23 protein-coding genes are annotated in these 25286 nt (G+C 62.0%); 11 read left to right on the top strand and 12 right to left on the bottom strand.

What is annotated here, in order from left to right:
* Positions 1-46: 46 nt before the first annotated feature.
* From PSEBG33_RS10015 to PSEBG33_RS10025, 3 genes are read right to left on the bottom strand one after another with little or no spacing between them, the layout of a single operon-like run.
* Positions 47-973, bottom strand: coding sequence for a sugar ABC transporter substrate-binding protein (locus tag PSEBG33_RS10015; protein ID WP_005789491.1), 927 nt, complete (start codon positions 971-973; stop codon positions 47-49).
* A 19-nt stretch (positions 974-992) separates the two neighbouring features.
* The gene (locus PSEBG33_RS10020; protein WP_005789489.1) at positions 993-1772 is read right to left on the bottom strand and encodes a TIM barrel protein; all 780 of its coding nucleotides are present in this window, start codon (positions 1770-1772) and stop codon (positions 993-995) included.
* A complete protein-coding gene (locus PSEBG33_RS10025; protein WP_005789487.1) occupies positions 1769-2788 on the bottom strand; it encodes a Gfo/Idh/MocA family oxidoreductase in 1020 nt (339 codons plus the stop codon). The genes PSEBG33_RS10020 and PSEBG33_RS10025 overlap by 4 nt, the downstream gene beginning before the upstream one ends.
* A 183-nt stretch (positions 2789-2971) precedes the next feature.
* Between PSEBG33_RS10025 and PSEBG33_RS10030 the strand changes: the two genes are divergently transcribed.
* On the top strand, positions 2972-4933 hold the full coding sequence (locus tag PSEBG33_RS10030; RefSeq protein ID WP_005789485.1) for a sigma-54 interaction domain-containing protein: 1962 nt from the start codon (positions 2972-2974) through the stop codon (positions 4931-4933).
* A gap of 621 nt (positions 4934-5554) precedes the next feature.
* On the opposite strand, the gene PSEBG33_RS10035 is transcribed toward PSEBG33_RS10030, so the two are convergent.
* Positions 5555-6604, bottom strand: coding sequence for a LacI family DNA-binding transcriptional regulator (locus tag PSEBG33_RS10035; protein WP_005789483.1), 1050 nt, complete (start codon positions 6602-6604; stop codon positions 5555-5557).
* A gap of 163 nt (positions 6605-6767) precedes the next feature.
* Here PSEBG33_RS10035 and PSEBG33_RS10040 point away from each other — a divergent pair, with 163 nt between their 5' ends.
* From PSEBG33_RS10040 to PSEBG33_RS10060, 5 genes are read left to right on the top strand one after another with little or no spacing between them, the layout of a single operon-like run.
* Positions 6768-7862, top strand: coding sequence for a fatty acid desaturase family protein (locus tag PSEBG33_RS10040; protein ID WP_005789481.1), 1095 nt, complete (start codon positions 6768-6770; stop codon positions 7860-7862).
* Positions 7859-8182, top strand: a complete 324-nt coding sequence (locus PSEBG33_RS10045) for a MocE family 2Fe-2S type ferredoxin (RefSeq protein ID WP_005789479.1) — start codon at positions 7859-7861, stop codon at positions 8180-8182. Before PSEBG33_RS10040 ends, PSEBG33_RS10045 begins: the two co-directional genes overlap by 4 nt.
* Entirely contained in the window at positions 8182-9381 is a 1200-nt protein-coding gene (locus tag PSEBG33_RS10050) for an NAD(P)/FAD-dependent oxidoreductase (protein ID WP_032803626.1), read from the top strand. Before PSEBG33_RS10045 ends, PSEBG33_RS10050 begins: the two co-directional genes overlap by 1 nt.
* Before the next feature lies 1 nt (position 9382).
* On the top strand, positions 9383-10201 hold the full coding sequence (locus PSEBG33_RS10055) for a sugar phosphate isomerase/epimerase family protein (RefSeq protein ID WP_032803625.1): 819 nt from the start codon (positions 9383-9385) through the stop codon (positions 10199-10201).
* A 50-nt stretch (positions 10202-10251) separates the two neighbouring features.
* The gene (locus tag PSEBG33_RS10060; protein ID WP_005789473.1) at positions 10252-11214 is read left to right on the top strand and encodes a Dyp-type peroxidase; all 963 of its coding nucleotides are present in this window, start codon (positions 10252-10254) and stop codon (positions 11212-11214) included.
* Here PSEBG33_RS10060 and PSEBG33_RS10065 read toward each other — a convergent pair.
* The gene (locus PSEBG33_RS10065) at positions 11211-12083 is read right to left on the bottom strand and encodes an undecaprenyl-diphosphate phosphatase (protein WP_005789472.1); all 873 of its coding nucleotides are present in this window, start codon (positions 12081-12083) and stop codon (positions 11211-11213) included. The two genes, PSEBG33_RS10060 and PSEBG33_RS10065, sit on opposite strands and share 4 nt — an antisense overlap.
* A gap of 48 nt (positions 12084-12131) precedes the next feature.
* On the opposite strand from PSEBG33_RS10065, the gene PSEBG33_RS10070 reads away from it, so the two are divergent.
* Entirely contained in the window at positions 12132-12770 is a 639-nt protein-coding gene (locus tag PSEBG33_RS10070; RefSeq protein WP_005789470.1) for a GNAT family N-acetyltransferase, read from the top strand.
* A gap of 493 nt (positions 12771-13263) precedes the next feature.
* Here PSEBG33_RS10070 and PSEBG33_RS10075 read toward each other — a convergent pair whose 3' ends face one another.
* Entirely contained in the window at positions 13264-14202 is a 939-nt protein-coding gene (locus PSEBG33_RS10075; protein ID WP_005789468.1) for a GlxA family transcriptional regulator, read from the bottom strand.
* Positions 14203-14375: 173 nt separating this feature from the next.
* Between PSEBG33_RS10075 and PSEBG33_RS10080 the strand changes: the two genes are divergently transcribed.
* The 3 genes from PSEBG33_RS10080 to PSEBG33_RS10090 all read left to right on the top strand — a co-directional run bounded on the left by PSEBG33_RS10080 (position 14376) and on the right by PSEBG33_RS10090 (position 16888).
* On the top strand, positions 14376-15005 hold the full coding sequence (locus PSEBG33_RS10080; protein ID WP_005789466.1) for a TetR/AcrR family transcriptional regulator: 630 nt from the start codon (positions 14376-14378) through the stop codon (positions 15003-15005).
* Positions 15002-15679 carry a type 1 glutamine amidotransferase domain-containing protein gene (locus PSEBG33_RS10085; RefSeq protein ID WP_005789464.1) on the top strand — a complete coding sequence of 226 codons (678 nt, stop codon included), beginning with the start codon at positions 15002-15004 and terminating at the stop codon, positions 15677-15679. Before PSEBG33_RS10080 ends, PSEBG33_RS10085 begins: the two co-directional genes overlap by 4 nt.
* Positions 15680-15757: 78 nt before the next feature.
* On the top strand, positions 15758-16888 hold the full coding sequence (locus PSEBG33_RS10090; RefSeq protein ID WP_005789462.1) for an alkene reductase: 1131 nt from the start codon (positions 15758-15760) through the stop codon (positions 16886-16888).
* A gap of 71 nt (positions 16889-16959) precedes the next feature.
* Here the strand turns inward: PSEBG33_RS10090 and PSEBG33_RS10095 are convergent, their stop codons facing one another.
* The 4 genes from PSEBG33_RS10095 to PSEBG33_RS10110 all read right to left on the bottom strand — a co-directional run bounded on the left by PSEBG33_RS10095 (position 16960) and on the right by PSEBG33_RS10110 (position 21382).
* Positions 16960-17958: an NAD(P)H-quinone oxidoreductase gene (locus PSEBG33_RS10095; protein WP_005789460.1), complete on the bottom strand. Its 999-nt coding sequence runs from the start codon at positions 17956-17958 to the stop codon at positions 16960-16962.
* Between the two features lie 223 nt (positions 17959-18181).
* A complete protein-coding gene (locus PSEBG33_RS10100; RefSeq protein WP_005789458.1) occupies positions 18182-19000 on the bottom strand; it encodes an alpha/beta fold hydrolase in 819 nt (272 codons plus the stop codon).
* Positions 19001-19097: 97 nt separating this feature from the next.
* A complete protein-coding gene (locus PSEBG33_RS10105; RefSeq protein ID WP_005789456.1) occupies positions 19098-20489 on the bottom strand; it encodes an alginate export family protein in 1392 nt (463 codons plus the stop codon).
* Positions 20486-21382, bottom strand: coding sequence for a VOC family protein (locus PSEBG33_RS10110; protein WP_005789454.1), 897 nt, complete (start codon positions 21380-21382; stop codon positions 20486-20488). The genes PSEBG33_RS10105 and PSEBG33_RS10110 overlap by 4 nt, the downstream gene beginning before the upstream one ends.
* 326 nt (positions 21383-21708) lie before the next feature.
* Here PSEBG33_RS10110 and PSEBG33_RS28865 point away from each other — a divergent pair, with 326 nt between their 5' ends.
* Positions 21709-22599: a GNAT family acetyltransferase gene (locus PSEBG33_RS28865; RefSeq protein ID WP_005789452.1), complete on the top strand. Its 891-nt coding sequence runs from the start codon at positions 21709-21711 to the stop codon at positions 22597-22599.
* Between the two features lie 80 nt (positions 22600-22679).
* Here the strand turns inward: PSEBG33_RS28865 and PSEBG33_RS10115 are convergent, their stop codons facing one another.
* Positions 22680-23699 carry a branched-chain amino acid aminotransferase gene (locus PSEBG33_RS10115; protein ID WP_005789450.1) on the bottom strand — a complete coding sequence of 340 codons (1020 nt, stop codon included), beginning with the start codon at positions 23697-23699 and terminating at the stop codon, positions 22680-22682.
* 204 nt (positions 23700-23903) lie between these two features.
* Positions 23904-25283: a dihydrolipoyl dehydrogenase gene (lpdA, locus tag PSEBG33_RS10120; protein WP_005789448.1), complete on the bottom strand. Its 1380-nt coding sequence runs from the start codon at positions 25281-25283 to the stop codon at positions 23904-23906.
* Positions 25284-25286: the final 3 nt, after the last annotated feature.

Below are 25286 nucleotides of genomic sequence, written 5' to 3'. Positions count from 1 at the left end.
GGGAGGGGGCTTGCTCCCTCCCACACGGGATCTCCTTGTCTTCGGTTTATTTGTAGCGCTGTTCGAACACTGCCACCTGCTCAGGCGTGATCAGTTCAAACGGCACCCACACTTCGGCTTCAATCGGTTCGCCCTTGATCATCTTGATCGCCGCTCGAACCGCCTGGGTCGCCTGGGCCTTGGGGTCCTGGAACACTGACGCAGCAAGCAGCCCACGCTTGATCGCGGCCAGGCCGTCGGGCAAGCCGTCGATGCCGACGATCGCAATCTCGCCCTTGGCCTTGCCCGCTTGCTGCAATGCCATGGCTGCGCCAATCGCCATTTCATCGTTGTTGGCCACGATCGCATCGAACTGCGTACCTGCCAGCAGCCAGTTGCTGGTCAGGTCCATGCCTTTGTTGCGTTGCCATTCGGCGCTTTGCTGTTCAACGATCTTGATACCGGGAAAGTCCTTGAGCACCTGCCTGGCGCCTTCGGTGCGGTCATGGGTGGCATTTTGCGCGAGGTCGCCCATGATGATCGCCACATTGCCTTGGCCACCGAGTTTTTCTGCGAGGTAGCGCATCTGCAGTTGTCCGGCCTCGATGTCGTTGGAGGCCACCGTGACTACGCCCTTGGGCAGTGTGCGTTCATCCGGGTGACGGTTGACGTACACCAGTGGCGTCTTGGCCGCCACGGCGGCTCGGGTGATATTGGCAGTGGCGGCGGTGTCGACCGGCAGCACGATCACCGCGTCGACTTTCTGGTTGAGAAACCCCTCGACTTGATTGAGCTGGCGCACCACATCGCCCTGGGCGTCTTCGAACTGGATCTGCACGTCCTGCTGTTTCGCCGCAGCCTCCAGGCCGCTACGCACATAGGTCATGAAGTTATCGTCAACCCGGGCAATGCTTACGCCGATGCGATAGGCGGCGAAGGTCCATTGGCTGAACAGCAACAGCAGCGCGGCCACTAGCAATGAATAACGATGCATAAGTGTGTTCCTTTTATTGTTATAGGGTGAATGCCTGGCGGAAGCGCTCCAGGGCCACTTCGCTGGTGCCGCTGGCCCAGCCCTCCAGGCCGACCACGCCGGTGTAGCCCATGGCGTGCAGCGCACGGGCAATGGCCGGGTAGTGGATTTCGCCGGTGCCGGGTTCCTTGCGCCCGGGCACGTCGGCCACCTGGATTTCACCGATGGCGCCGCCGGCGCGCTGGATCAATTCGATCAGGTTTCCTTCGCCTATCTGCGCGTGGTACAGGTCCAGGTTCATCTTCAGATGCGGGCTGCCCACGGCTTCGATCAGGGCCAGAGTGTCGTTGGCGCGGGCGAAGGGCGTACCGGGGTGATCGACGGCGGTGTTGAGGTTTTCCAGCAGGAACACGCGGCCGGCGTCTTCCCCCAGGCGCGCGATTCTTTCCAGGGTCTTGCAGGCGCTCAGCCACATGCGTCCGGTGGTCTGGCTGACCGGCTGCACCGGCAAGCCGCCGTCACCCAGGCCGGTGCCGTGCAGGTTGAGGCTGGGGCAATTGAGGCGCTCGGCGATGCCCAGGGATTCGCGGGCGCTGTCGAGCAGTTGGCGGGTGCCTTCGGGGTCGGTGAGGGTGCCGCTGATGTAGCCGGTCATCGAGGTGAAGTTCGCGCCGGTCGCGGCCAGGGCGTCGATGTCCTTGTCGGTCCAGCTCCAGATTTCGGCGCTGAACCCCAGGGCGTGGATACGTTTGACCCGTTCGATGAAGGGCAGGTCGAGAAACACCATCTCGGCGCTGACGGCCAATGTGAACGGCATCATGGGCGTGCCCCTTGCACGGCCACGGCCTTGCCGGTCTCGTACGACTCAATGCAGGCGCGGGCAATTGCCAGGGCTGCGCGCGCATCCTCACCGCTGGCCAAGGGCTTGGCGCCGCTGCGCAGGCAGTCGACGAAGTGGTTGAGTTCGGCAATGTAGGCGTCGCGCAGCAGGTCAGTGTCCATCCGCTGGGTGTCGGCCTGGATGCCCTGGGCCAGGTAGCGCACCAGGTCGCAGTCATTGAGGCTGCCCATGCTCAGCATGCCTTGGCTGCCGAACACTTCACCGCGTACATCATAGCCATACACCGCCTGGAAGTTGGCCTCGGCGGTGGCAATGGCGCCGTTGTCGAAGCGGATCGTGACCACTGCAGTGTCGAGTAAACCTTGGCTTTTGTACGCCGGTGCGATCAGCGCGTCGGCCATCACATAGACCTGCACCGCTTCGGCGCCGGGATTGAGGTAGCGCAGGGTGTCGAAGTCGTGGATCAGGGTTTCCAGGAAGATCACCCATTGTGGTGAAGCGGCTGGGTTGTTCAGCGCCGGGTCGCGGGTCAGCGAGCGCAGTAACTGCGGCGTGCCGATGCGGCCGGCGGTGACATCGAGGTGGGCGGCACGGAAGCTCTTGGCGAAACGCCGATTGAAACCGACCTGCAACGGCACGCGGCCGTCGGCGGCAGCGGCGATGGCGCGATCGGCTTCATCCAGGGTGATCGCCATGGGTTTTTCGCAGAAGATGCCCTTGCCGGCACGGGCGGCGCAGATCACCAGGTCGGCGTGGCTACGGGCGGGGGAAGCGATAAGCACTGCGTCGATATCGGGGTCGTCCAACAGCTGTTGTGGGTCGGTGTAGACCTTGTCCACCCCCAGCTCTGCTGCCAGGCGTGCGGCCTGGCCTGGAGTTGGGTCGGCGATGGCGGCAAGGCAGGCGCCGGGGATGTGGCGGGCCGCCGTAAGGCCGTGGAAGCTGCCCATGCGACCGGCACCGATCAATCCGAGGCGGATGTTTTGTGTACTCATGAAGTGACCCCTTTTTATTGTTGGCCGCAGGACGGTCCTGGCTGGCATAGAGGCAGGAGCAAGGGTTGTGCCAAGTCATAACGCACTGATTTTTAAGAGTTTATAAAATAGACTAAACAAAATGTGTTCATTCAAATGACATGCCTATACTGACATGTCAAAAACATGAACATGGATACCTCGATGACCCTGACGTTTAGCGGGCAAGACCTCGATTACCTCACGGCCCTGGGGCCTGCTGCGCTGAATGACGGCCCCGTCGCTGCATTGGAGCAGGGCTGGCGAGCGTGTCTGTCTGGCCAGGTCGAGCGCCCGGCCGGGGTGCGCCAGGTCATCTGGGATTCCTGGCGGCGCAGTATCGAGGCGGGTATCGATCCCGATGACAGCCACTACCGTTTCGTTGCCGCCCAAACGCTGGCGGCTACCCTGGCCAATCACCGCGCACTGATCGCCGCTGCCGCGCAGGTCATGCACGGCCTGCTGGCCTATAACCCACGCGGCCATATCAACCTTACCGATGCCGAGGGCACCACCCTGTATTTCTGCGGGCTGGACATCACCCCCGTGGGGAGTCGCCTGCTGGAATCGGTACAGGGCACCAACTGCACCGGCCTGGCCCTGGCCGAAGATCGCCTGGTGTACGTATTGGCCGAGGAGAATTTCGCCGGCGCCCTGCGCCAGCGCCGCATGCACTGCGCCGCTGCGCCGATCAAGGATGCTCAGGGCCAGACACTGGCGATGCTCACGCTGACCGCCGAGCCCGGCTGGTTTCATTTCCATACTCTGGGTACCGTCCAGGCGGCAGCCGAAGCGGTGTCGCGGCAGATGGCGCTGCAGGTGTTGCTGGAAGAACAACAAGCGGTGCTCGAAGTGCTGAACGAAGGCTTGGTGGTGCTGGATGAGCATGGCTGCATCAAGGCGCTCAACCGCTATGCGCGGCAGTTGTTCGGGGTGGGGCTGGAACTGCTCGGCAGTCCGTTCCAGCGCCTGGGGTGCAATGAGTTGAGCGACGCGCTGGGTGAGCCGGTGCGCGACCTTGACTGCACCTTTGAGCTGCGCGACCGCAGCCCGCTTGCGTGCCTGGTTTCGGTATGCCCGCTGGAGCAGGGTGGGGTGATTGTGTCAGTGCGCGAAAACCGCCGCATCCGCGAAATCACCCGACGCATTGTCGGCACCCAGGCCTGCTATACCTTCGACACCATCCAGGGCTCCTCGCGGGCGATCCAGGACGCGCTGCACCTGGGGCGCATTGCCAGTCGCGGTGACGCCACCACCTTGATCCTCGGCGAAAGCGGCACTGGCAAGGAGCTGTTCGCCCAGGCCATTCATAATGCCAGCGAGCGTTGCAACGGCCCGTTCGTGGCGGTCAACTGCGGCGCCATCCCCCGGGACTTGGTGCAGAGCGAACTGTTTGGCCATGTCGAAGGCGCGTTCACCGGCTCGGCGCGAGGTGGGTCGGCGGGCAAGTTTGAATTGGCCGATGGCGGCACCATCTTCCTGGATGAAATTGGCGACATGTCCTTCGATGCCCAGGTCAGCCTGTTGCGGGTCTTGCAGGAAGGCGAAATCACCCGCGTAGGTGCGAAAAATTCGCGGCCCGTGGACGTGCGCATCATCACCGCTACCCATCGCAACTTGAGCCAGGCAGTGGCCGAAGGCGCGTTTCGTGAGGATCTTTACTACCGCCTCAATGTGTTGAACCTCACGGTGCCACCCTTGCGTATGCGCCGCGAGGATATCCCGCTGTTGGCACGGCATTTCCTGCAGCGCTGTGCGCGTTCGTTGCGTAAACCGGTGCAGGGTTTCTCGCCGGATGCATTGGCCCTGCTGTCAGCCCATGGTTGGCCGGGCAATGTGCGTGAATTGGAAAACGCCATTGAACGGGCGACCAACCTGGCGATGGGCGAGTTGATCCAGCCGGCTGACTTGCCGCTGGAAACTCAGCAAAGGGCAGCGCTGCGCTTTTACCAGCCCCAGCCCGCGCAGGATCTGAGCAGCCATGAACTGCACGCCATCGTCGCTGCGCTGAAAAACACGGGCGGCAATATCCGCCTGGCGGCTCGGCAACTCAACGTGTCGCGGGGTGGGCTGTACAACAAGATGGGGCGGTTTGGTTTGAGTGCAGGGGATTTTCGCGGGCGGTGAATGATTGTCCGTGTGCAGATTAAAGGTGGGGGCTTCGATGGCGGTCTGACAGCCGACCGCTAACCAACGGATGCCCCGCGATCCAAATGTGGGAGGGGCGGTGCGACGATTCGACTTGCCCCCGATGGCGGCCTCAGGGCCGACCAGGGTGCTGGATTAGACCGAGTACATATCCGTTATCTGGGTAACGGCTGCTATTGGTTCCGCTCTTACAGCGGCTCACTTTTGAAAAGCGCAAAAGTAAGCAAAACGCTCTTGCCCCACCACTCGGCACCTCGCTTAGGCTCGGTGTGCCCGTAATCCGACCTGGATTTGGGGGGCCGCCGCCACGCGCCATCCATGGCGCGGGGCGGCTAAACCGGCATCCCTGCCGGTTTACCCCCCAAATCCAGGTCGGATTACGGCCAGCGTGGTTTGACGGGGCGCCTAAGATCAAAAGCAGATCAAGATCAAGATCAAGAGCGGCTCGCTTCGCATCGTGGTTACGGTCGGCAGCTACAAAGTTGCGTAGATCCCATGCCGCGATAGCGGTGTGTCAGCCTCTGAATTTTTGACGGGTTCATCACCGTCGGGGCAAATCGAATCGTCGCACCGCCCCTCCCACATTGTGTTCTTTGTGTATCAGGTGCCCATGTTTTCCGGGGTCACTATCTGCGGTGGTATATGCACCCGATGCCGCACCGGATCGAAGCCTTCGTCATTCAGCAACTGCACCAGCAGTTGCACCAGCGCCGCCGCCGTCTGCCGCGGCTGCGAGTCCATCACTACATCGATCAAGCCGCGGCTCAACGCCTGGCGCGACAGCTCGGTCGACTCCTGCAGAATGCAACACAGCGCCGGGCGCTTGGGCAGTTGCGCCAGGGCGTTGATCACGCCGTCACCGCCGCCGCCCACCACGCACAGGCCGCGCAGGTCGGTGTGGCGGGCGAGCAGGTCCAGGGTGGCTTCCTCGGTGATGTCGCAGTTATCCAGGTTGATCAGCGGTTCCAACGGCTTGAGCCCTGGCGCGTGTTCGGCCAGGTAGCTGTGCAAGCCTTTGACCCGTGCCTGGTGCCCGAGAAAACGATGGCCGCCAAGTAAAATGCCAACGCTGCCTTTGCGTGCGCCGCAGGTGTGTGCCAGCAGCCAGCCCATGGTGCGCCCGACCACGTGGTTGTCCTGGCCCACATAGGGTTCGAGGGCCTGTTCATGGATATCCGACAGCAGCGCAACCACTGGTACGCCAGCTTCACGGATCTGCGCCAGGCAGGCGTTGATCAGCGGATGGGCGAAGCTGACCACCGCCAGGGCGTCGCACTGCACCGCCAGTTGCTCGATCTGCGCGACGATGGCATTCGGTGAACGGTCGTTGATGTAGTCGAACTGGCAGCTCAGGTTGGCGGTGGCGTGATGCTGCGCGGCATCGCTGATGGACTGGGCGAGGTTGGCATAGAAGGCCTGGGCGGTGCCCAGCAACAGCACGCCGAAACGGTAGGTGGGGCGCCGTTCGCGGATGCGCTGGCCGATCAGTCGTGCAGCGAAATAACCCACGGCTTCGGCGGCCTGGAACACCTGTTCGGCCGTGCCCGGGTTGACCGGGGCGCGGGCGTTCAATACCCGGTCGACGGTGGCCACGCTAAGCCCCGCGTGGGCGGCGACGGTGGCGATGGTTGGGCGTTTATGGTTGTGCATTGGCAGGCCCCTTGAGCGTCTTGATAGAAAACTATCAAGCTCCGCTGGGCCTGGATGATAGCTTGATAGGGAATGGATTCAAGGCCTTGAGGGTGATTTGGCTGCGCTCTATGGTTGGTTCCGCAAAGCACCTGAAACCCTACGCTTGCGGAGAACAATAACAATGCCTGAACACACCGCTTACCGCGCTCGGCGCGACTACAGCCTCACTGGCCCTGAAGCGGCCCGCGCCGCCGAAAAAGGCCTGGTTTCGGCCAACTGGTACCAGTCGCCCATCTCGCGCAAACGCATGAAAGAACTGATGCAGCGCCGCGACGCTCCGGCCTTGCTCGACACCGCTATCTGGGTCTCGACGCTGTTGGTCACAGGCTTTGGTGGCTATTGGTTCTGGGGCTCCTGGGCCTGCGTACCGTTTTTTCTCGTCTATGGCGTGCTCTACGGCACGGCGTCCAACCCGCGCTGGCACGAAACCGGGCACGGCACTGCGTTCAAGACCCGCTGGATGAACGACGGGCTGTACCAGGTGGCGAGCTTCATGTGCCTGTTCGAACCTCACGTGTGGCGCTGGAGCCATGCCCGTCATCACACCGACACCATCGTCGTCGGCCGCGACCCGGAGATCGTCGAGCCGCGCCCGCCGAGCCTGTGGATGATGGCCCTCAGCCTGTTCAACCTGCCCCTGGCCTGGAAGACCTTCAGCGGCGTGGCCCGCCATGCGCTCGGGCGCATGAGTGCCCAAGAGCAAGACTTCATCCCTGAATCCGAATGGCCCAAGGTATTGCGTGCCGCACGTATATGGATTGGGATTTATGCGCTGATCATCGGCGCCGCGTTGTACCTGCACAGCTGGCTGCCGCTGATGCTGGTGGGGCTGCCCAGTCTCTATGGTGCCTGGCTCGGCTACCTGTTCGGCCTCAGCCAGCATGTGGGCCTGGCTGAAGATGTGCTCGACCATCGCAGTAACTGCCGCACCATCTACATGAACCGGGTGCTGCGCTTTATCTACATGAACATGAACTACCACCTCGAACACCACATGTACCCGATGGTGCCTTACCACGCGCTCAGTCAACTGCACGAAGAGATCCGCAGCGACTGCCCAGCGCCGTATGCCAATCTGTGGGAGGCCTACCAGGAAATCATTCCGACTATTTGGCGCCAGCGCAGCGACCCCAGCTATTTCGTCCAACGCCCGACCCGTGGCGAGGGAGCTTGCTCGCCACACAGTAAAAGCCAGTCATTGGAGATAAATGCATGAACGATCAATGGATCGACGTCTGCGCCGTGGGCGAAATAGAAGCAGAAGACGTGCTGCGCTTCGACCACGGTATTCACACCTACGCGGTGTTCCGCTCTGCCGAGGATGAATTCTTCGCCACCGCCGGCCTGTGCACCCACGAGAAAATCCACCTGGCGGACGGCCTGGTGATGGACCACGTGATTGAATGCCCAAAGCACAACGGGCGCTTCGATTACCGTTCCGGCCAAGCCCTGGGCGCGCCGGTGTGCGTCAACCTCAAGACCTACCCGGTGCGGGTCGAAGCGGGGCGGGTACTGCTCGCTGTCACGGCCGGATGATGAACCAGGCCCTGATCATCGTCGGCGCTGGTCATGCCGGTGGACGTGCGGCACTGACCTTGCGTGAAGAAGGTTACAGCGGGCGCCTGATCCTGATCGGCGATGAAGCGCACTTGCCCTACGAACGCCCACCGTTGTCCAAAGGCGTGCTGCAAGGCTCGACGGACCTGGCGGAATGCAGCCTGTGCGACAGTGCACGGTTGGCGGCATTGGGCATCGAGCATATCGCCGGTAACCCGGTGAGCCGCCTGGACCCGCAGCAACACCGGCTGCAACTGGCCGACGGCCAATGGTTGACCTATACCGGCTTGTTGCTGGCTACCGGTGGCCGGGCGCGACGCTTGCCCGAGGCGCAGGCCCCTGTGCTTTACCTGCGTACCCACGATGAAGCCTTGGCTCTGCGTGATAAGTTGCGTCCCGGCACCCGCCTGGTCGTGGTCGGTGGTGGCTTTATTGGCCTGGAGGTGGCGGCCACCGCACGAGGGCTGGGGTGTGAGGTCACGCTGCTTGAAGCCGGGCCACGCTTGGCGAGCCGGGTGTTGCCGGCGCCGATTAGTGCCTCGCTGCTGGCGTTGCATCGTGATCAAGGTGTGGACGTGCGCTTGAACGTCGGCGTGGAATGCATCCACGCCGACGCCGTGCAACTGGTCGATGGGCAACGGCTGCCCTGTGACCTGGTGGTGGTCGGCATCGGCATGCAACCCAATATCGAGCTGGCGGCGGCGGCAGGGCTGGAAGTCGGTCAGGGCATTCGTGTCGACGCGCAATTGCGCACCAGCGCGGCGGATATCTACGCGGCGGGGGATGTCTGCGAGTTTCGCCTCGCTGGCGTCTTTCAGCGCCAGGAAACCTGGCGCAACGCCGAGGCCCAGGGGCGGCACGCCGCGTTGAACCTGCTGGGGCGAGCGCTGCCATTCGAGACGCTCCCCGGTTTCTGGTCCGACCAATACCACTGGGGTTTGCAGACTGTCGGGATGATGACTGCACGCACGGTCAGCCGTGCGTTGCCTGGGGGTGGCCTGTTGCTGTTTTACCTCGACGACGATGCCCGGTTGCAAGGCGCGTGCGGCTGGGCGCCGGGCAACGGTGCGGCCAGGGACATCAAGCTGTGCGAGCGCCTGATTGCCGCGGGCACTGTGCTCGACCCGGGCAGCCTGGCAGATGCCGATGTGTCCCTCAAACCACTGTTGCGAGGCTGATATGCGCCAACTTCTGGTATTCCAATCGATGTGGGCCATGCAAACCGAGCCCGGCAGCCTCGAAGCGCAACTGGACCGCATCGCCGCCGCTGGTTTCGACGGCATCACCGATCATTACTGGACGCTGGCCGCAGTCTCGCGCTTGCATGCTGCCGCCACGGCCAGGGGCTTGCAGATCGAAGGTCAGCTGTTCCCGCAATCGGTGGACGATCTGGCCAGGGCATTGGAAGTGACCGGCCGCTACGGTTGTCACCACCTGACCCTGCAAGCCGATGTGCGCCCGCGTACCCAGGTTGAGGCGGCCAGGCTGATCGAAGGCTGGCAGCGCCTGGCCGAACAGGTGGACTTCCCGATCCTGCTGGAAACCCACCGTTATCGACTGACCAACGACCTGCTGTTCACCCTCGACCTGCTGGCGCAAATGCCCGACCTGAAACTGCTCGCGGACCTGTCCCACTACGTTGTCGGCCGCGAGTTGCCCGAGCCCGGTGCCTTGGAAGACGACGAGCAGATACGCACGATCCTGCGCCATAGTTGGGGCTTTCATGGCCGCATCGCCAGCAGTGAGCAGGTGCAGGTTGGCCTGGATTTTCCTCAGCACCAGCCTTGGGTCGAGCGCTTTACTGGCTGGTGGCGCTATGGGATCGACGACTGGCTGACCCGTGCCGACGCGCCCCAGAGCCTGCCCTTCACCTGCGAACTGGGCCCGCCACCCTATGCGATCACCGATGCAATGGGGCGAGAACTCACTGATCGCTGGGCCGAGGCGCTCAAGATGAAAGCGCTGATTCGCCAGGTGTGGGCCAGTTGTCACGGCTGATCTGCTAACCTGCGTCGGTTCAAACCGACCTTAGCCTATGGATCTGCCTGATGAAAACCTGCCCTGTCCAGCCACCTCTCGAACCGCAGTCCGTGTGCCACCCGATCACCAGCAGCGCGATTTTCATGGTCGCCACCCTGGCCCCCGACGCGGCTGAAAACGTGCGTGGCTGGTGTGCCGACATCGCCGGCCTTGTGCGTTCGGTGGGCAAGCGCGTGCCGTCGGGCAACCTGACCTGCGTCTGCGGCTTTGGCTCGGATGCGTGGGACCGGCTGTTCGGCGCCCCACGCCCTGCGTCGCTGCATCCGTTCCGCGAATTCGGTGTAGAAGGGCGCAAGGCGGTGTCGACCCCGGGCGATATCCTCCTGCATATCCGCGCCGAGCAGATGGACCTGTGTTTCGAGCTGGCGACCCAATTGATGGCCGCCTTGGGCGATAGCGTCAAGGTGGTGGATGAGGTCCAGGGTTTCCGCTATTTCGATATGCGCAGCATCATCGGTTTTGTCGACGGCACCGAAAACCCGGTAGGGCGCAAGGCCGAAAGATTCACCCTGGTCGGTGACGAAGACCCTCAGTTCGAGGGCGGCAGCTACGTAGTGGTGCAGAAATACCTGCACAACATGAGCGCCTGGAACGGCTTGACGGTAGAAGCCCAGGAGAAGGTAATCGGGCGAACCAAACTGGCAGATATCGAACTGGACGAAGAAACCAAGCCGAGCAACTCTCACAGTGCCTTGACCGTCATCACTGACGAGAACGGCGAGGAAGTGAAGATCCTGCGCGACAATATGCCCTTCGGCCGCCCCGGCGCCGGCGAGTTCGGCACCTACTTCATCGGCTACGCACGCTCGCCGCAACCGCTGGAGCAGATGCTGGAAAACATGTTCGTTGGCCGCCCGGTTGGCAACTATGACCGCTTGCTCGACTTCAGTACGGCAGTGACCGGTGGTTTGTTCTTCGTGCCCTCGGCCGATCTGCTTGAAGCGCTGGCCGACCGCGAACCGACGGCTTAACTCAACAACCCGCTGCTGACCGCCACAATCAGGAAGATCCCCAGCAGCGCACGGTAGATGACGAACGGCCAGGTGGAGAAGCGCTCCAGGAACTTCATCAGGCCCCAGATCGCAAAGAACGCCGAGATGCTCGCCACCACCAGGCCGAAGATCAAATGCGGCCAGGCGTGGGCAGGCATGTCGGCGCGCAGCAGCACCCACAGTTCTTTCAAACCCGCCAGGGCAATGGCCGGCAGGCCCAACAGGAAAGAAAACCGCGCCGCTTCTTCGCGTTTGAAATTCAGGAACAGCGCTGCGGTCAGCGTGGAGCCCGAACGCGACACCCCAGGAATCAACGCGCCGATCTGCGCCACCCCCACGATCAGCGCATCGCGCAAGCGCATTTGGCTTACGTCGCGGGTATGGCGGGCACGCACTTCGGCCAGTGCCAGCAACACCGCCATCACCACGCAGGAAATGCCGATCACCATCAGCCCGCGCAATGGCGAGTTGCATGCATTCAGGGTCGAAGACAGCGCCAACCCGGCAATGCCAATCGGGATAGTCGCCAGCACGATCGCCACCGCCAGTTTGAACCACCGATCGTTATAGTCGCCCCGGCGTACCGCACTGATACTGCCGGTGGTGACCTGGCGCACATCCCGCCAGAAGTAACTGACCACTGCCGCCAGCGCGGCCAATTGCATGGCCGCCGAAAACGCCGAGCCCGGGTCTTGCCAGCCGAGCAGGGCGGGCACCACGCGCATATGGGCGGTGGACGACACCGGCAGCAATTCGGTGATGCCCTGGATTACCCCCAGGATGAAAATTTGCAGGTAATCCAGGGAGGCAAAGCCCACATCCAGGCCGGCGGTACAGACATTGGTCACAATACGTGTCCTTGAGCGAAAGGTGGAAACCGGCGAAGTTTATTCTAAATGTTTCAGGAATTTGGCCAGGGCAACCGCTATTTGCATTCGGTTCAGCCAATAGAAAGGATTCGACAAGCCATTGGCGTGGCAGGCACTTTTGTGAACAATGGCGCCCTGCGTTTTTCCACCGAGAGCCCCATGCCTGAAACCACCGTTGAATTGATCCAGACCGGCCCTGAAGACGCCGAGCTGATTCGCAATCTGTACCAGTACTACGCCTACGAGTCTTCGGATTGGGAACAGGAAGATGTCGAAGCCGATGGCCGTTTCTATATCCATGACGAACACTTGGCCCGCTATTGGCAAGACCCGCAGTGGAGCGCCAACCTGTTGCTGGTCGATGGCTATATCGCTGGTTTCCTGTTGATTGAAGGCAGCGAACTGCCGGGTATCGACGCGTTGGAGCTGGCCGACCTGTTCATTCTCAAGCGCTATCGCCGCAAGGGTATCGGCCGTGCCATCGCCAGCCAGGTGCTGTGCAGCGGCGCGGCCAATTGGCTGGTGCGTTTCTATGATCAGGACGAGGTATCCCAGGCATTCTGGCGCACCGTGCTGGATAACCTGCCGCGTCCGGTGCAGATGATGGAACTGGAGGATGATCCGCAGTTGGTGAGCTACCTGATTACCCGGGCGTCATTGCACTGATGCCCCGTGATTCGAATGGGGGTGCGGTAAATGTGGGAGGGGGCTTGCTCCCGATGGCGGCCTGACAGCCGACCAGGATGTTGGATCAGACCGAGTACATATCCGTTGTTTGGGTAACGGCTGCTATTGGTTCCGCTTTTACAGCGGCTCACTTTTGAAAAGCGCAAAAGTAAGCAAAACGCTCTTGCCCCACCACTCGGCACCTCGCCTGGGCTCGGTGTGCCCGTAATCCGCCATGGATTTGTGGGGCCGCCGCCACGCGCCATCCATGGCGCGGGGCGGCTAAACCGGCATCCCTGCCGGTTTACCCCCCCAAATCCCTGTCGAATTCCGGCCAGCGTGGTTTGACGGGGCGCCTCAGATCAAAAGCAGATCAAGATCAAGATCAAGATCAAGATCAAGAGCGGCTCGCTTCGCATCGTGGTTACTGTTGGCGAATGCAAAGTTGTGTAGATACCTCTGGTAATCGGGGGCAAGCCCCTCCCACACGGGCCTAGCCTGGATTGAACAGCACCTGCTGCATCGCCTGGGGCGGCTGCCCGAATGCCCTGAGGAACGCCTGGCGCATGCGCTCGCGATCACCAAACCCGGTTTCGCGGGCCACTACTTCCACCGGGTGGCGGCTGGTTTCCATCATGGCCCGGGCCGCTTCCACCCGCAGGGCTTCGATGGCCTTGGCCGGGGTTTGCCCGGTTTCTTCGCGAAACACTCGGCTGAACTGGCGCGGGCTGAGCCGGGCGACGTCGGCCAGGGCTTCTACCGACAAATCATGGGTGAGGTTTTCACGCGCATAGGCCAGGGCCAGTTGCACGCGGTCGGACTTGGGGTCCAGTTCCAGCAAGGCCGATAACTGCGACTGCTCACTGCCGCGGCGCTGGGCGATCACCAGCTTGCGTGCGATGCGCCGGGCGAGGTCGCTGCCCAGGTCGTTCTCCACCATCGCCAGTGCCAGGTCGACCCCGGCGCTCATGCCGGCGCCGGTCCACACCTGGCCGTCCACCACGAACAGCTTGTCGTCTTCCAGGCGGATATCCGGGTAGCGTTTGCGGAACGCCGGCGCGTGGATCCAGTGGGTGGTGGTGCGCTTGCCTGCCAGCAACCCTGCCTCGGCCAGCACGAAAATGCCCATGCACAACGAGGCCACGCGTCGCGATTGTGCCGACGCTGCCTTGACCAGTTCCAGCAGGTTGGCCTCCGGCAGGCGAAACTCCAGATAGCCGCTGACGATCAGAGTGTCATAACCCTCGGGGCGGATGGCGCTGGTATTGACTGAAAAGCCCTGGGAGGTCATCACCGCGCCGCCGCTTTCCGATATCAGGTGAAACTCATAGGCCGGCTCACCGCGCAGCAGGTTGGCGCACTCGAACACCGAGCCCAGGCTAAGGCTCAACGACTGGAAATTCGGGTAAACCATCAGCGCAACGCTGTGCATTGCATCTCTCCAAGGGGCAGGGGAGAGGGGATTGTCGGCGTGTACCAGGCAAACGGCAACCGACTTTGGCGCATGTCCGGAATCCTTGCGGATATGACATTGTGAGTGGTTGCCTCGCTGCCTAACATGGCCCCAACGAACTAGACGACTGGTCTAATCGCACGGAGGCAAGCATGAGCAACGCAAGCAGCAGTGCACGGCAAGCGATTCTTGAACGTGCGCAATCCATCGTCGGTGCCAAGGGATTTTCCGCGGTGGGCTTGAACGAAATCCTGCACGCCGCACAAGTGCCCAAGGGCTCGTTCTATCACTACTTCAACTCCAAGGATGCGTTTGGCGTGGTGTTGCTCGATACCTATTTCGACCAGTACGTCGAAGGCATGCAGCAGCTGTTGGATCAGCCGGGTTTAACCCATCACGCCAAGTTGATGCGCTATTGGCAAGGCTGGATCGACAACCACACTGGCTGCACCGATACCGGCAAGTGCCTGGCCGTCAAGTTGGGGGCTGAAGTCTCCGACCTGTCAGAACCCATGCGATTGGCGTTGCAGCGCGGTACTTGGCGCACCATCGAGTTACTCGCGCTGGCCCTGGAGCGCGGGGTCGAAGACGGCTCGCTCAGGTTCGAGCACGCCCCGCACAGCCTTGCCAAGCGCTTGTATGCGCTGTGGCTGGGAACCAGCGTCATGGGCAAGATCACCCGTACCACTGCGCCGTTCTGCGAGGCGCTGCTGCTGACCCAACAGTTGTTGGGCGGCCCTGAAAACCCTGCTACTCACATCGATCGAGGCACTGGAAAATGAAAGTATTAATGGTACTGACCTCTCACGACCAGCTTGGCGATACCGGGCGCAAGACCGGCTTCTGGCTCGAAGAGTTTGCCGCCCCTTATTACGTGTTCAAGGACGCTGGCGCCGTTGTGGTGCTGGCTTCCCCAGCTGGCGGCCAGCCGCCGTTGGACCCGAAGAGCGATGAGCCGGATGCGCAAACCGAGCAGACAGCGCGCTTCGCCGCAGACCCGGCTGCGCAGCAGGCCCTGGCTACCACGGTGAAGCTGGAAACGGTCAACGCCGCCGACTTCGACACCCTGTTCTACCCTGGCGGCCACGGCCCGCTGTGGGACCTGGCGGAGTCGCCGGTGTCCATCGCGCTGATCGAGGCGTTCGAACGGGCCGGCAAACCCATCGGATTTGTCTGCCATGCACCGGGTGCCTTGCGCCACGTCAAGGCAGTCAACGGTGAGCCGTTGATCAAGGGCCGCCGTGTGACCGGGTTCTCCAACTCGGAGGAAGCCGCGGTGCAATTGACCGATGTTGTGCCGTTCCTGATTGAAGATGAATTCAAAAAACTGGGCGGCAAGTATGAGAAGGGTGCCGATTGGCAATCCTTTGTGATTGTCGATGGCTTGCTGGTCACTGGGCAGAACCCGGGCAGCTCCAGTGAAGTGGCCGTGGAACTGCTGGCACTCAGCGCTTAAGTTAATAAACCGAGGTACGCACTGGCGACTCCCAGGAGTCGCCAGGGTTTTCGTTCGTCCTGAATCTGGAATATCCCCATGCCTGACTGCATTTTGAACACCCCGATAAAGCTGGGGCATCATCGCTTGAACAATCGCGTTGTGCTGCCGCCGCTGACACGCCAGCGCAGCGCCCAGCCGGGCAATATCGCCACCGACCTGATGGCCGAATATTACCGCCAGCGTGCCAGTGCCGGCTTCATGGTCAGCGAGGGTACGCAGATCGAGCCGCGCGGCCAGGGCTACGCATGGACGCCGGGCATCCATACACCGGCGCAGATCGAGGGTTGGCGCAAGGTGACCGCAGCGGTACATGCCGAGGGTGGGGTGATCTTTGCCCAGCTATGGCACGTGGGGCGGGTGTCCCATAACGCCTTGCAACCTGGCGGCGCTGCACCGGTGGGGCCGTCTGCACTGCCGGCGCTGCAAGCCAAAGCCTTTATTGAAACCGGTCCGGGTGTGGGTGAGCTGGTGCAGCCACCCGTGCCTCGTGCGTTGAGCCCGCTGGAAATCGACGAGTTGGTCGGACACTACGCCCAGGCTGCTCGCAATGCCCTGGACGCCGGGTTCGATGGTGTGGAAATCCATGCGGCCAACGGCTATTTGGTCAACCAGTTCATCTCGGCCCACTCCAACATCCGTGAGGATGAGTACGGCGGTTCGCTGGACAATCGCCTGCGCTTGCTGCGCGAGATTGTCGAGGCGGTGTGCAAGGTGGTGGGGCCGCAGCGCCTGGGCGTGCGCTTTTCGCCGCTGTTCAGTGGCACCGATCAGGATCGGGTCTACATTGGCCTGGTGGAAGAAGACCCGCACCGTACCTATATCGAAGCGATCAAAGTGCTGGAAGCGTCGGGCATCGCCTATGTTTCCATCGCCGAAGCCGACTGGGATAACGCGCCGGACCTGCCTGAAACATTCCGCCAGGCCGTGCGCCGCACCTTCAGCGGCAGGATCATCTACGCCGGCCGCTACACCGCCGAGCGCGGTGCACGGTTGGTCGAGGCTGGGCTGGCGGACCTGATCGCCTTCGGACGGCCGTTCATTGCCAACCCAGACCTGCCCCAGCGGATTTTCAATGGCTGGCCATTGAATGCGTTGAAGGCAGAGGGCTTGTATGGGGGGACTCAGGCGGGGTATGTGGATTATCCGGTGTATGCCGAACCGGAGTGACACACGCCCCTCCCACATTTGTGCCGAGTACCGTCAAACTTGGCCGGTCGCCAAGGATTGAGGAAAGCGCCTCACTCCACCCGCAACACAATCTTGCCAATGTGATCCCCACCTTCCATGCGCGCATGGGCCTGGGCGGCGTCGGTGTATGCGTAGACCTTGTCGATGATCGGCAGGCAGCGCCCGGCGCTGAGCACCGGCCACACGTAGTCGCGTAGCTGTTCGGCAATCGCGGCCTTTTCTTCGCGGGTGCGGGCGCGCAGCAGGGAGCCGGTGATCACCGCGCGTTTGGCGAGGATGGTCAGCAGGTCGACGTCATGAGCCTTGCCGCCACCGAGGAAGCCGAGCATCACCAGGTGACCGTCCATGCCCAGGGCCTTGAGGTTGTTGTTCAGGTACGAGGCACCCATGATGTCGAGAATCACATCGACGCCTTTGCCATCGGTCTGTTGGGCAATGACTTCGGCAAACTCCTGTTCGCGGTAGTTGATCGGTTCGGCGCCCAGCTTGGCAATCGCGGCACATTTGTCTGCGCTGCCGGCGGTGGCGAATGCCTGGATACCGAACTCCTGGCAGAGCATCAATGCGGTGGTGCCGATGCCGCTGGTGCCGCCGTGGATCAAGGCGCGCTGGCCTTTATGGGCACCGCCGAGGCCGAACAGGTTGGCCCAGACCGTGAAGAAGGTTTCCGGCACGGCGGCGGCCTGAATCCAGTCCATGCCCGCCGGGACCGGCAGCGCCTGGCTGGCCGGCACCGCACAAAACTGCGCATAGCCACCGCCATTGGTCAGGGCACACACCTTGTCGCCCAGGCTGTATTCAGTCACGCCAGTGCCCAGCGCCACCACTTCACCGGCCACTTCCAGCCCGGGAATCGGGCTCATGCCGGGTTTCATCGGGTATTTGCCGGCGCGTTGCAGCGCGTCTGGGCGGTTGACCCCGGCGGCGTGCACGCGAATCAGAATTTCACCTGGCCCGGCCACTGGCACGTCGGCGCGACGCGGCTGCAAGACCTCGGGGCCGCCAGGCGTGGTGATTTCGATCAGGGTCATTTCTTGGGGGAGCGTCATGGAAAAGTTCCTGTAGCGATGAGCGTATGGGTTGGGACCGTAGCGCGGGGTCGGCAGTTCAGCAAGATCATGCCGGGTTCTTTCGGCAATGCAACCGCTGGCGACAACCGCGGGATTTCAGCACAAGCCTGCAAGTACGTTGGCGCGGTTTCGGACGCGTTTCGCCTGAGCAAAAAAAAGCCGGGCGAACCCGGCCAAACAAGGAGAGGAGGTTGCAAGCGGTTCAGCGGCTGAGGAACGCCAACAGGTCTTCATTGAGCTGCTGGGTGTGGGTCGCGGCAAACCCGTGGGGTGCATCCTTGTAGACCTTCAGTTGCGCGCCGTTGATCATTTCGGCAGCCACCTTGCCGGTGGTTTCGAACGGCACGATCTGGTCGCCGTCGCCATGGATCACCAGGGTCGGCACGTCGATTTTGGCCATGTCCGGGCGGAAGTCGGTTTCGGAGAAGGCGCTGACGCAATCCACAGTCGACTTGAGCGAGGCAAGCATGGCGATCTGCAGGGTCTGGCTGAGCACACCCTCCGAGACTTGCTGGCCCTTGTTGATACCGAAGAACGGCGTATTGAAATCGCTGATGAATTGGGCGCGATCCTTCAACAGGCCGGCCTTGATGCCATCGAACACCTCGGTGGGGACGCCTTGGGGATAGTCCGGTTGCTGGCCGAAGATCGGCGTCACGGCACCCAGCAACACCAGGCCGGCGACACGAGCGCTGCCATGGCGGGCGATGTAGCGCGCCACATCACCGCCACCCATGGAAAAGCCCACCAGGGTCACGTCCTTCAGGTCCAGGTGTTCGATCAACTGTGCGATATCGTCAGCGAAGGTGTCGTAGTCGTTACCGGTCCAGGGTTGGTCCGAGCGGCCAAAGCCACGGCGGTCGAACGCGATAGTGCGAAAGCCGCGGCTGCTCAGGTACTCCATCTGGTATTCCCACATGTCGGCATCCAGCGGCCAGCCGTGGCTGAACAGCACGGGCTTGCCGCTGCCCCAGTCCTTGAAGTAGATCTGGGTACCGTCTTTGGCAACGAAGGTGCTCATCTGAATCTCCTTGCTTGAGTTAAAAAAGCGCTGAAAAAACCGTATCACTATTGCCGTTAACCTGAGCCCAGGCTTGTATGGGTGTGCTCGCCTGAGGTTACCAACTGAACTTGAGTTCCATGCCCAGGTAGTTGCTGTCGTGCCCACCGGCATCACGCAGGGTCTGGCCAGCCGCGTAGTGCACGGCCTCGATTGCACCGCTGAGGTTGGAGGTAAACGCGTAGTCGGTGCGCACTTGGCCATAGGCGCCGGTCCAGCGTTGACCCTGGCCAGCCGTTCCGGCGACGGCGAGGTTGGGTTGGGTATAAACCGCGTCCGCGGTGGTCTGCCGCCACAACAGGCCGACAGCGGTTTGCACGCTCAGCTTGGCGATGGGTTTGACGGTGATTGATGGCTTGACGTGGATCAGATTGCTGTAGCCCGTATAACCGGCCAGGGAAAAGTAGTAGCCGTTGGGGAACAGTGGGTTGAAGGTGCCGACGCGGCCATCACCGCGCTTGCGGTCACCGGAGGCGACATCCACTTGCAGGCCGAGGCGCGGTGTCCAGGCCAGCGTGTCGAAGGTGTAGCCGGTACGGCTGCCGCCGGCCCAGGCGCGGATCGCCTGGCTGCCCACCGACCCCTTTTGCAGCATGGCTTCGATATCCCAGTCGAAGCCCCGGGCCGCGCCGCCCAGGCGTACGTCGAGCAACTGGCGGGTCTCGTTGCCGTCGGCATCCAGGTAATGGGCGGCACGGCGCTCGTAGACGCCGTAATAGGCCGACAACTCATTGCTGCCGCCCACCAGCCGCTCGACCCGCAGCATGTGGAAGCGCGCGTCACGATTGGATTTGTCGTCAAAGTGCCGGCCATCCTGGTATTGCACCGGTTGGCTGGCGATCCCGATAACACGCCACTGGGGCGTTTCCCAGTCGGCCCACAGCGCGTCGAAGGACTGGCGCACATTCGGGCCATCGCGCGACGAAATAAAGCGCTGCAAATCGAAGGCAAAGTCCTGGCGACCCGCCCGAGCCTTAAAGGTGCCGGCGCTAAAGGTCTTCACGTATTCGGCAAAGGCCAGGCGCAGGTCGACGCGGTTCTGGTCGGCGCCGCCGATGGTGGTTTTGTCATAGGCCCGTACATCTTCCAACTGGGTGAACAGCCGCCAGTGTTCGTTGAGGTGCAAGTCGGCGTGCACCTGAAAACGCTGGATCAGGTAGCGATCACGCGCTACATCGCGCACGCCGAAGCCGCTGGCGTCGTTCATCTCGAAGCGTTCGCGCAACGTCGCACCCAGGGACAGGTAGGTGAACGGGTTGGCGGCGGACAGCGGGATGTACTTGAGGTTGTCCAACGGTTGCGTGCGCAGTGCCGGATCCTTGAACACAGACCAGTCTTCCTGCCAGCGATTGGCCTTGATGGCCGGGCGGGTCGGTTGATTGTCGGCATGTACGCTGCCCACCACCAGCGGCCACAGCACGGCCAGGCCCCAGCCTGTACGACGGATCATTTTGCCGCGATGAGTTGGTGAATTTCCGCGACGTAACCGCCCGGGAATTGCACCAATGCGCTGCGACGGCCTTTGCTGGCGAAGCTCGGCACCAGTACGGTAGCGCCCGAGCCCGTGGCTTTGGCCAGGGTGGCCGTCAGGTCGGCTACCTCATAGCCGGTGGTTTCATGGCCAAAGGGGTAGGGCAGTTGGCCGTTGGTCACCAGTACCGCCATACGCCCAAAGGGCGACGTGATTTCGACGCGTCGGTAAGTGCCGCCAGCCTGGCCCACCTCCACAGCAGGTGCGTGCTTGTCATCGGCGACCACTTTGCCGTGGGAGAAGCCAAGGAACGCCTTGATAAAGCGATCGGCGCGATCGGCGCTGAGGTACACGCGGTTTTCCGGCACCGTCTGGAAGGCGGCGTAATCGGGGGTCTTGGTATGCCAATACAGCTGCATGTTCACGCCGCCCGGCCACTGCACCACCGCATCGCGGCCGATGGGATCGGGAAAATCGCTGACGATGACCGCAGCGCCGTTGTCCCGAGCTGCCTTCAGGGCCACGTCCATGTCCTTGACCAGATAACCATTGCGCTCCTGGCCGAAAGGATGGGGGATGGGCGTGGTGAAGCCGAACAGTGACACCGTGCCGGCCGGGGTCTGCAACAGTTGCGAAGTGGTGCTGCTCGGCACCGGCAGCACATTGACCACCACCTGGGGCGTGCTCTTGCCCCCGAACGTGGCCAGGAAACTCTGGGCAAAACCCTCTACATCAGCGGGTGCTACATACACATGGCTGGTGTCGTATTGCGGCGCCACAGCCACTACCGGCGTGGCCGCCCATGCGCTGCCCGCCATGGCCCCGGCCAGCAATGTCACGGCCAGGGTTACCGCCCTCACTTTTCTGTACATGCCTACTCTCCAGCGCTTTCAAGAAAGTCAAAAGCTTAGGGGGCGGGCGGTGACGCCGATTGTATGGGCGTGCTTGGTTGAACGGTTCAGCGTCAATGGCATTGCCCGCACCTGTTGCGGTTCGCTGATCGGCCGTATCCAGAAAGCCCGGGAGATGCTGGGTTCTGCGCCGAACAGGGGGTTGTCCGGGATGTGGAAATGATCGATATGCAGGGCATCAACGAGGCGTATAGCTTATCTTTAGCTGACCCACCGCTATCGGGATCAAGCTCCCTTCCACATGCACAGTGGGGTGTTCATTACAGTCGCGCCAGCCAGGAGGAGTCATGTCGACCGTTGTTCGTCTCGCCCAAGCAGCCGATGCCCAGGGCATCAGCCAGGTCATTCTGGCGGCCTTGCACAGCAGCAATGCACGGGATTATCCAGCAGATGTGATTGCTCGCGTCGCCACTCACTTCACGCCCGATGCGGTTCTGGAACTGCTCAACCGCCGTATTGTGCTGGTGGCTACCCAGGACCATTCAATCGTCGCCACCGCTGCCCTTGATGCCAACGTGGTGCGTTCGGTCTTCGTCAATCCCGAGCTGCAAGGGCAGGGTATCGGCCGTTTGTTGATGATCGAGATCGAACTGCGTGCCCGCGAAGCCGGGGTGACAGTGTTGAGTGTACCGTCCTCACTGACCGCCGAGCCGTTCTACAGCAAGCTGGGTTTTCACACCGTGCGCGATGTCTACCATGGCAACGAGCGCACGCTGGTCATGGAAAAGACCTTGCTGTCACGGCATCCCATCGGCCCCTACCGCGACCGGCAGCATCGCGCCCAAGTGATTGAGTTATGGCAGCAAGCGTTTGGCTATGACACCGCGCATAACCTGCCGAGCCTGGCGATTGACAAGAAGCTGGCGGTCAACGATGGGTTGTTCTTCGTGGCCACCGACAAGAAAGCCGTGATTGGTACGATTCTCGCGGGCTATGACGGCCATCGTGGCTGGTTGTACTCGGTGGCGGTGCATGAAGACTATCGTCGCCATGGTTTGGGATCGTCACTGGTGCGCCATGCCGAGCAGGCGTTGACGGCCTTGGGCTGCATGAAGATCAACCTGCAGATCACCGGCGGCAATGACGTCGTGGTGGGGTTTTATGAGGCGTTGGGGTATGGGGTGGAGCCGAGGATCAGTATGGGCAAGAAGATTGCCGGGAATATTCCTCAGTCCTGAAAATACTGGAGATCAAATGTGGGAGGGGCGGTGCGACGATTCGACTTGCCCCTCCCACAGTGTATTGCGGTGTCGCTGGCTTAGACCTTGACGATCCAACCCGCTGGCGCTTCAACGTCACCGGTCTGCACACCGGTCAGCTCTTTGTAGAGCTTCTGGGTAACCGGGCCGACTTCGGTTTCGCTGTGGAACACGTGCATCTTGCCGTTGTGCTGGATGCCGCCGATCGGCGAAATCACCGCAGCAGTACCGCAGGCGCCGGCTTCCTTGAACTGGTCCAGTTTGTCGATGAACACTTCGCCCTCGACCACGTCCAGGCCCAGGCGGGTCTGGGCCAGTTCCATCAGCGACAGGCGGGTGATGCCTGGCAGCACCGAAGGCGACTTCGGCGTGATGAACTGGTTGTCGTGGGTGATCCCGAAGAAGTTGGCCGAGCCGACTTCTTCGATTTTCGAGTGAGTCATCGGGTCCAGGTAGATCGCGTCGGCGAAGCCGGATTTCTTTGCTTCAGAGCCCGGCATCAGGCTGGCGGCGTAGTTGCCACCGACCTTGGCGGCACCGGTGCCTTGCGGCGCAGCGCGGTCGAAGGTGGAGATCTGGAAGTTATGTGGCACCAGGCCGCCTTTGAAGTAGGCCCCGACCGGGATGGCGAACACCGAGAAGATGAACTCCGGCGCAGAGCGTACGCCGATATTGTCACCGGTGCCGATCACGAACGGGCGCAGGTACAGCGCGCCGCCACTGCCATACGGCGGGATGAAACGCTCGTTGGCCTTGACCACTTGTTTGCAGGCGTCGATGAAGTCTTCGGTCGACACATGCGGCATCAACAGGCGGGCACAGCTGCGTTGCATACGTGCAGCGTTCTGGTCCGGGCGGAACAGGTTGATCGAACCGTCCTTGCAGCGATAGGCCTTCAGCCCCTCGAAGCATTGCTGGCCATAGTGCAGGGCGGTGGAGCCCTCGCTGATGTGCAGCACGTTGTCGTCGGTCAGGGTGCCTTCCTGCCATTCGCCGTTTTTCCAGACCTGGAGAAACCGCTTGTCGGTCTTGATGTAGTCAAAACCCAGCTTGTCCCAATTGATGCTTTCGTTACCCATGACACCCTCTATCTCTGGTCAAGTCGGATTTTTTACTGGATGGGAGCAACAATACTGCATTCTTGGCTTGTGTGGGAGCGGGTGGGTGGACCATTGAGCCTTTGTATTGGCTGGTCCACCGTCATCGCGGGCAAGCCCGGCTCCCACATTTGACTGCATTCCAAATGTGGGAGCTGGCTTGCCTGCGATAGCGTCACCGCGGTTTCACAGATGCAAGGCGTGGCCCAGTGCCCGCAATGCCGCTTCCTGCACCGCCTCGCCAAGGGTCGGATGGGCGTGAATAGTGCCGGCCACATCCTCAAGGCGCGAGCCCATTTCCAGGCTCAGGCCGAACGCGGTAGACAGCTCGGACACCCCAGCCCCCACGGCTTGCCAACCGACAATCAGATGATTGTCACGCCGCGCCACCACCCGCACGAAGCCAGCCTTGGACTCAAGCGTCATGGCCCGGCCATTGGCGGCGAACGGGAAGCTCGACACGATGCAGTCCAGCCCGGCAGCCTTGGCCTCGTCCGGGGTCTTGCCGACCACCACCAGTTCCGGGTCGGTAAAGCACACCGCTGGAATCGCGGCCGGGTTGAATTCGCGGGTCTTGCCGCTGATCAGTTCGGCCACCATCTCGCCCTGGGCCATGGCCCGGTGCGCCAGCATCGGTTCGCCGCTGAGGTCGCCGATGGCATACACATTGCGCATGCTGGTCTGGCAACGGCTGTCGATCTTGATCGCCGCGCCGTTCATGTCCAGGTTCAGCGCTTCGAGGTTCCAGCCTTGGGTGTTGGGTTTGCGCCCAACGGCTACCAGTACCTGGTCGGTGTCCAGCGCCAAGGTGTCGCCATTGGGCGCACGCACTTGCAGCTTGTTGTCGGCAAAGCCAGTGACGCTGTGTTCCAGGTACAGCTTCACCCCGAGTTTCTTCAGGGACTCGGCCACCGGCAAGGTCAGCTCGGCATCGTAGGCGGGCAGGATATGTTCCTGGGCCTCGACCACACTGACCTCGGCACCGAGCTTGCGATAGGCGATACCCAGTTCCAGGCCGATATAACCGCCGCCCACCACAATCAGGCGCTTGGGCACGCGGGTCGGTGCCAAGGCTTCGGTGGACGAGATGATCGGCCCGCCAATCGGCAGCATCGGCAGGTTGACACTTTTCGAGCCGGTGGCCAGCAGCAGGTGTTCGCACTGGATGCGCTGGTCGCCCACCTCGACAGTCTTGCCGTCGATAACCTTGGCCCAACCGTGAACGACCTGCACCTTGTGTTTTTTCAGCAGCGCGGCGACACCCGTGGTCAGGCGATCGACGATGCCGTCTTTCCATTCCACGCTTTTGCGGATGTCCAGGGTCGGCACATCCACTTCAATGCCCAGTTGTGAGCCCTGGCTGTGATGCACGGTCTGCTGGAACTGCTCGGCTACATGGATCAGCGCCTTGGAGGGAATGCAGCCGATGTTCAGGCAGGTGCCGCCCAGTGCCTGGCCTTCCACCAGTATGGTGGGGATGCCCAGCTGGCCGGCGCGAATCGCCGCCACATAGCCGCCAGGGCCGCCGCCGATAATCAGCAGCGTGGTGTGCAATGTCTGAGTCATGCC

It is taken from the genome of Pseudomonas synxantha BG33R (assembly GCF_000263715.2).
Taxonomy (GTDB): domain Bacteria; phylum Pseudomonadota; class Gammaproteobacteria; order Pseudomonadales; family Pseudomonadaceae; genus Aquipseudomonas; species Aquipseudomonas synxantha_A.
This window is presented reverse-complemented; position numbering and strand designations above follow the sequence as displayed.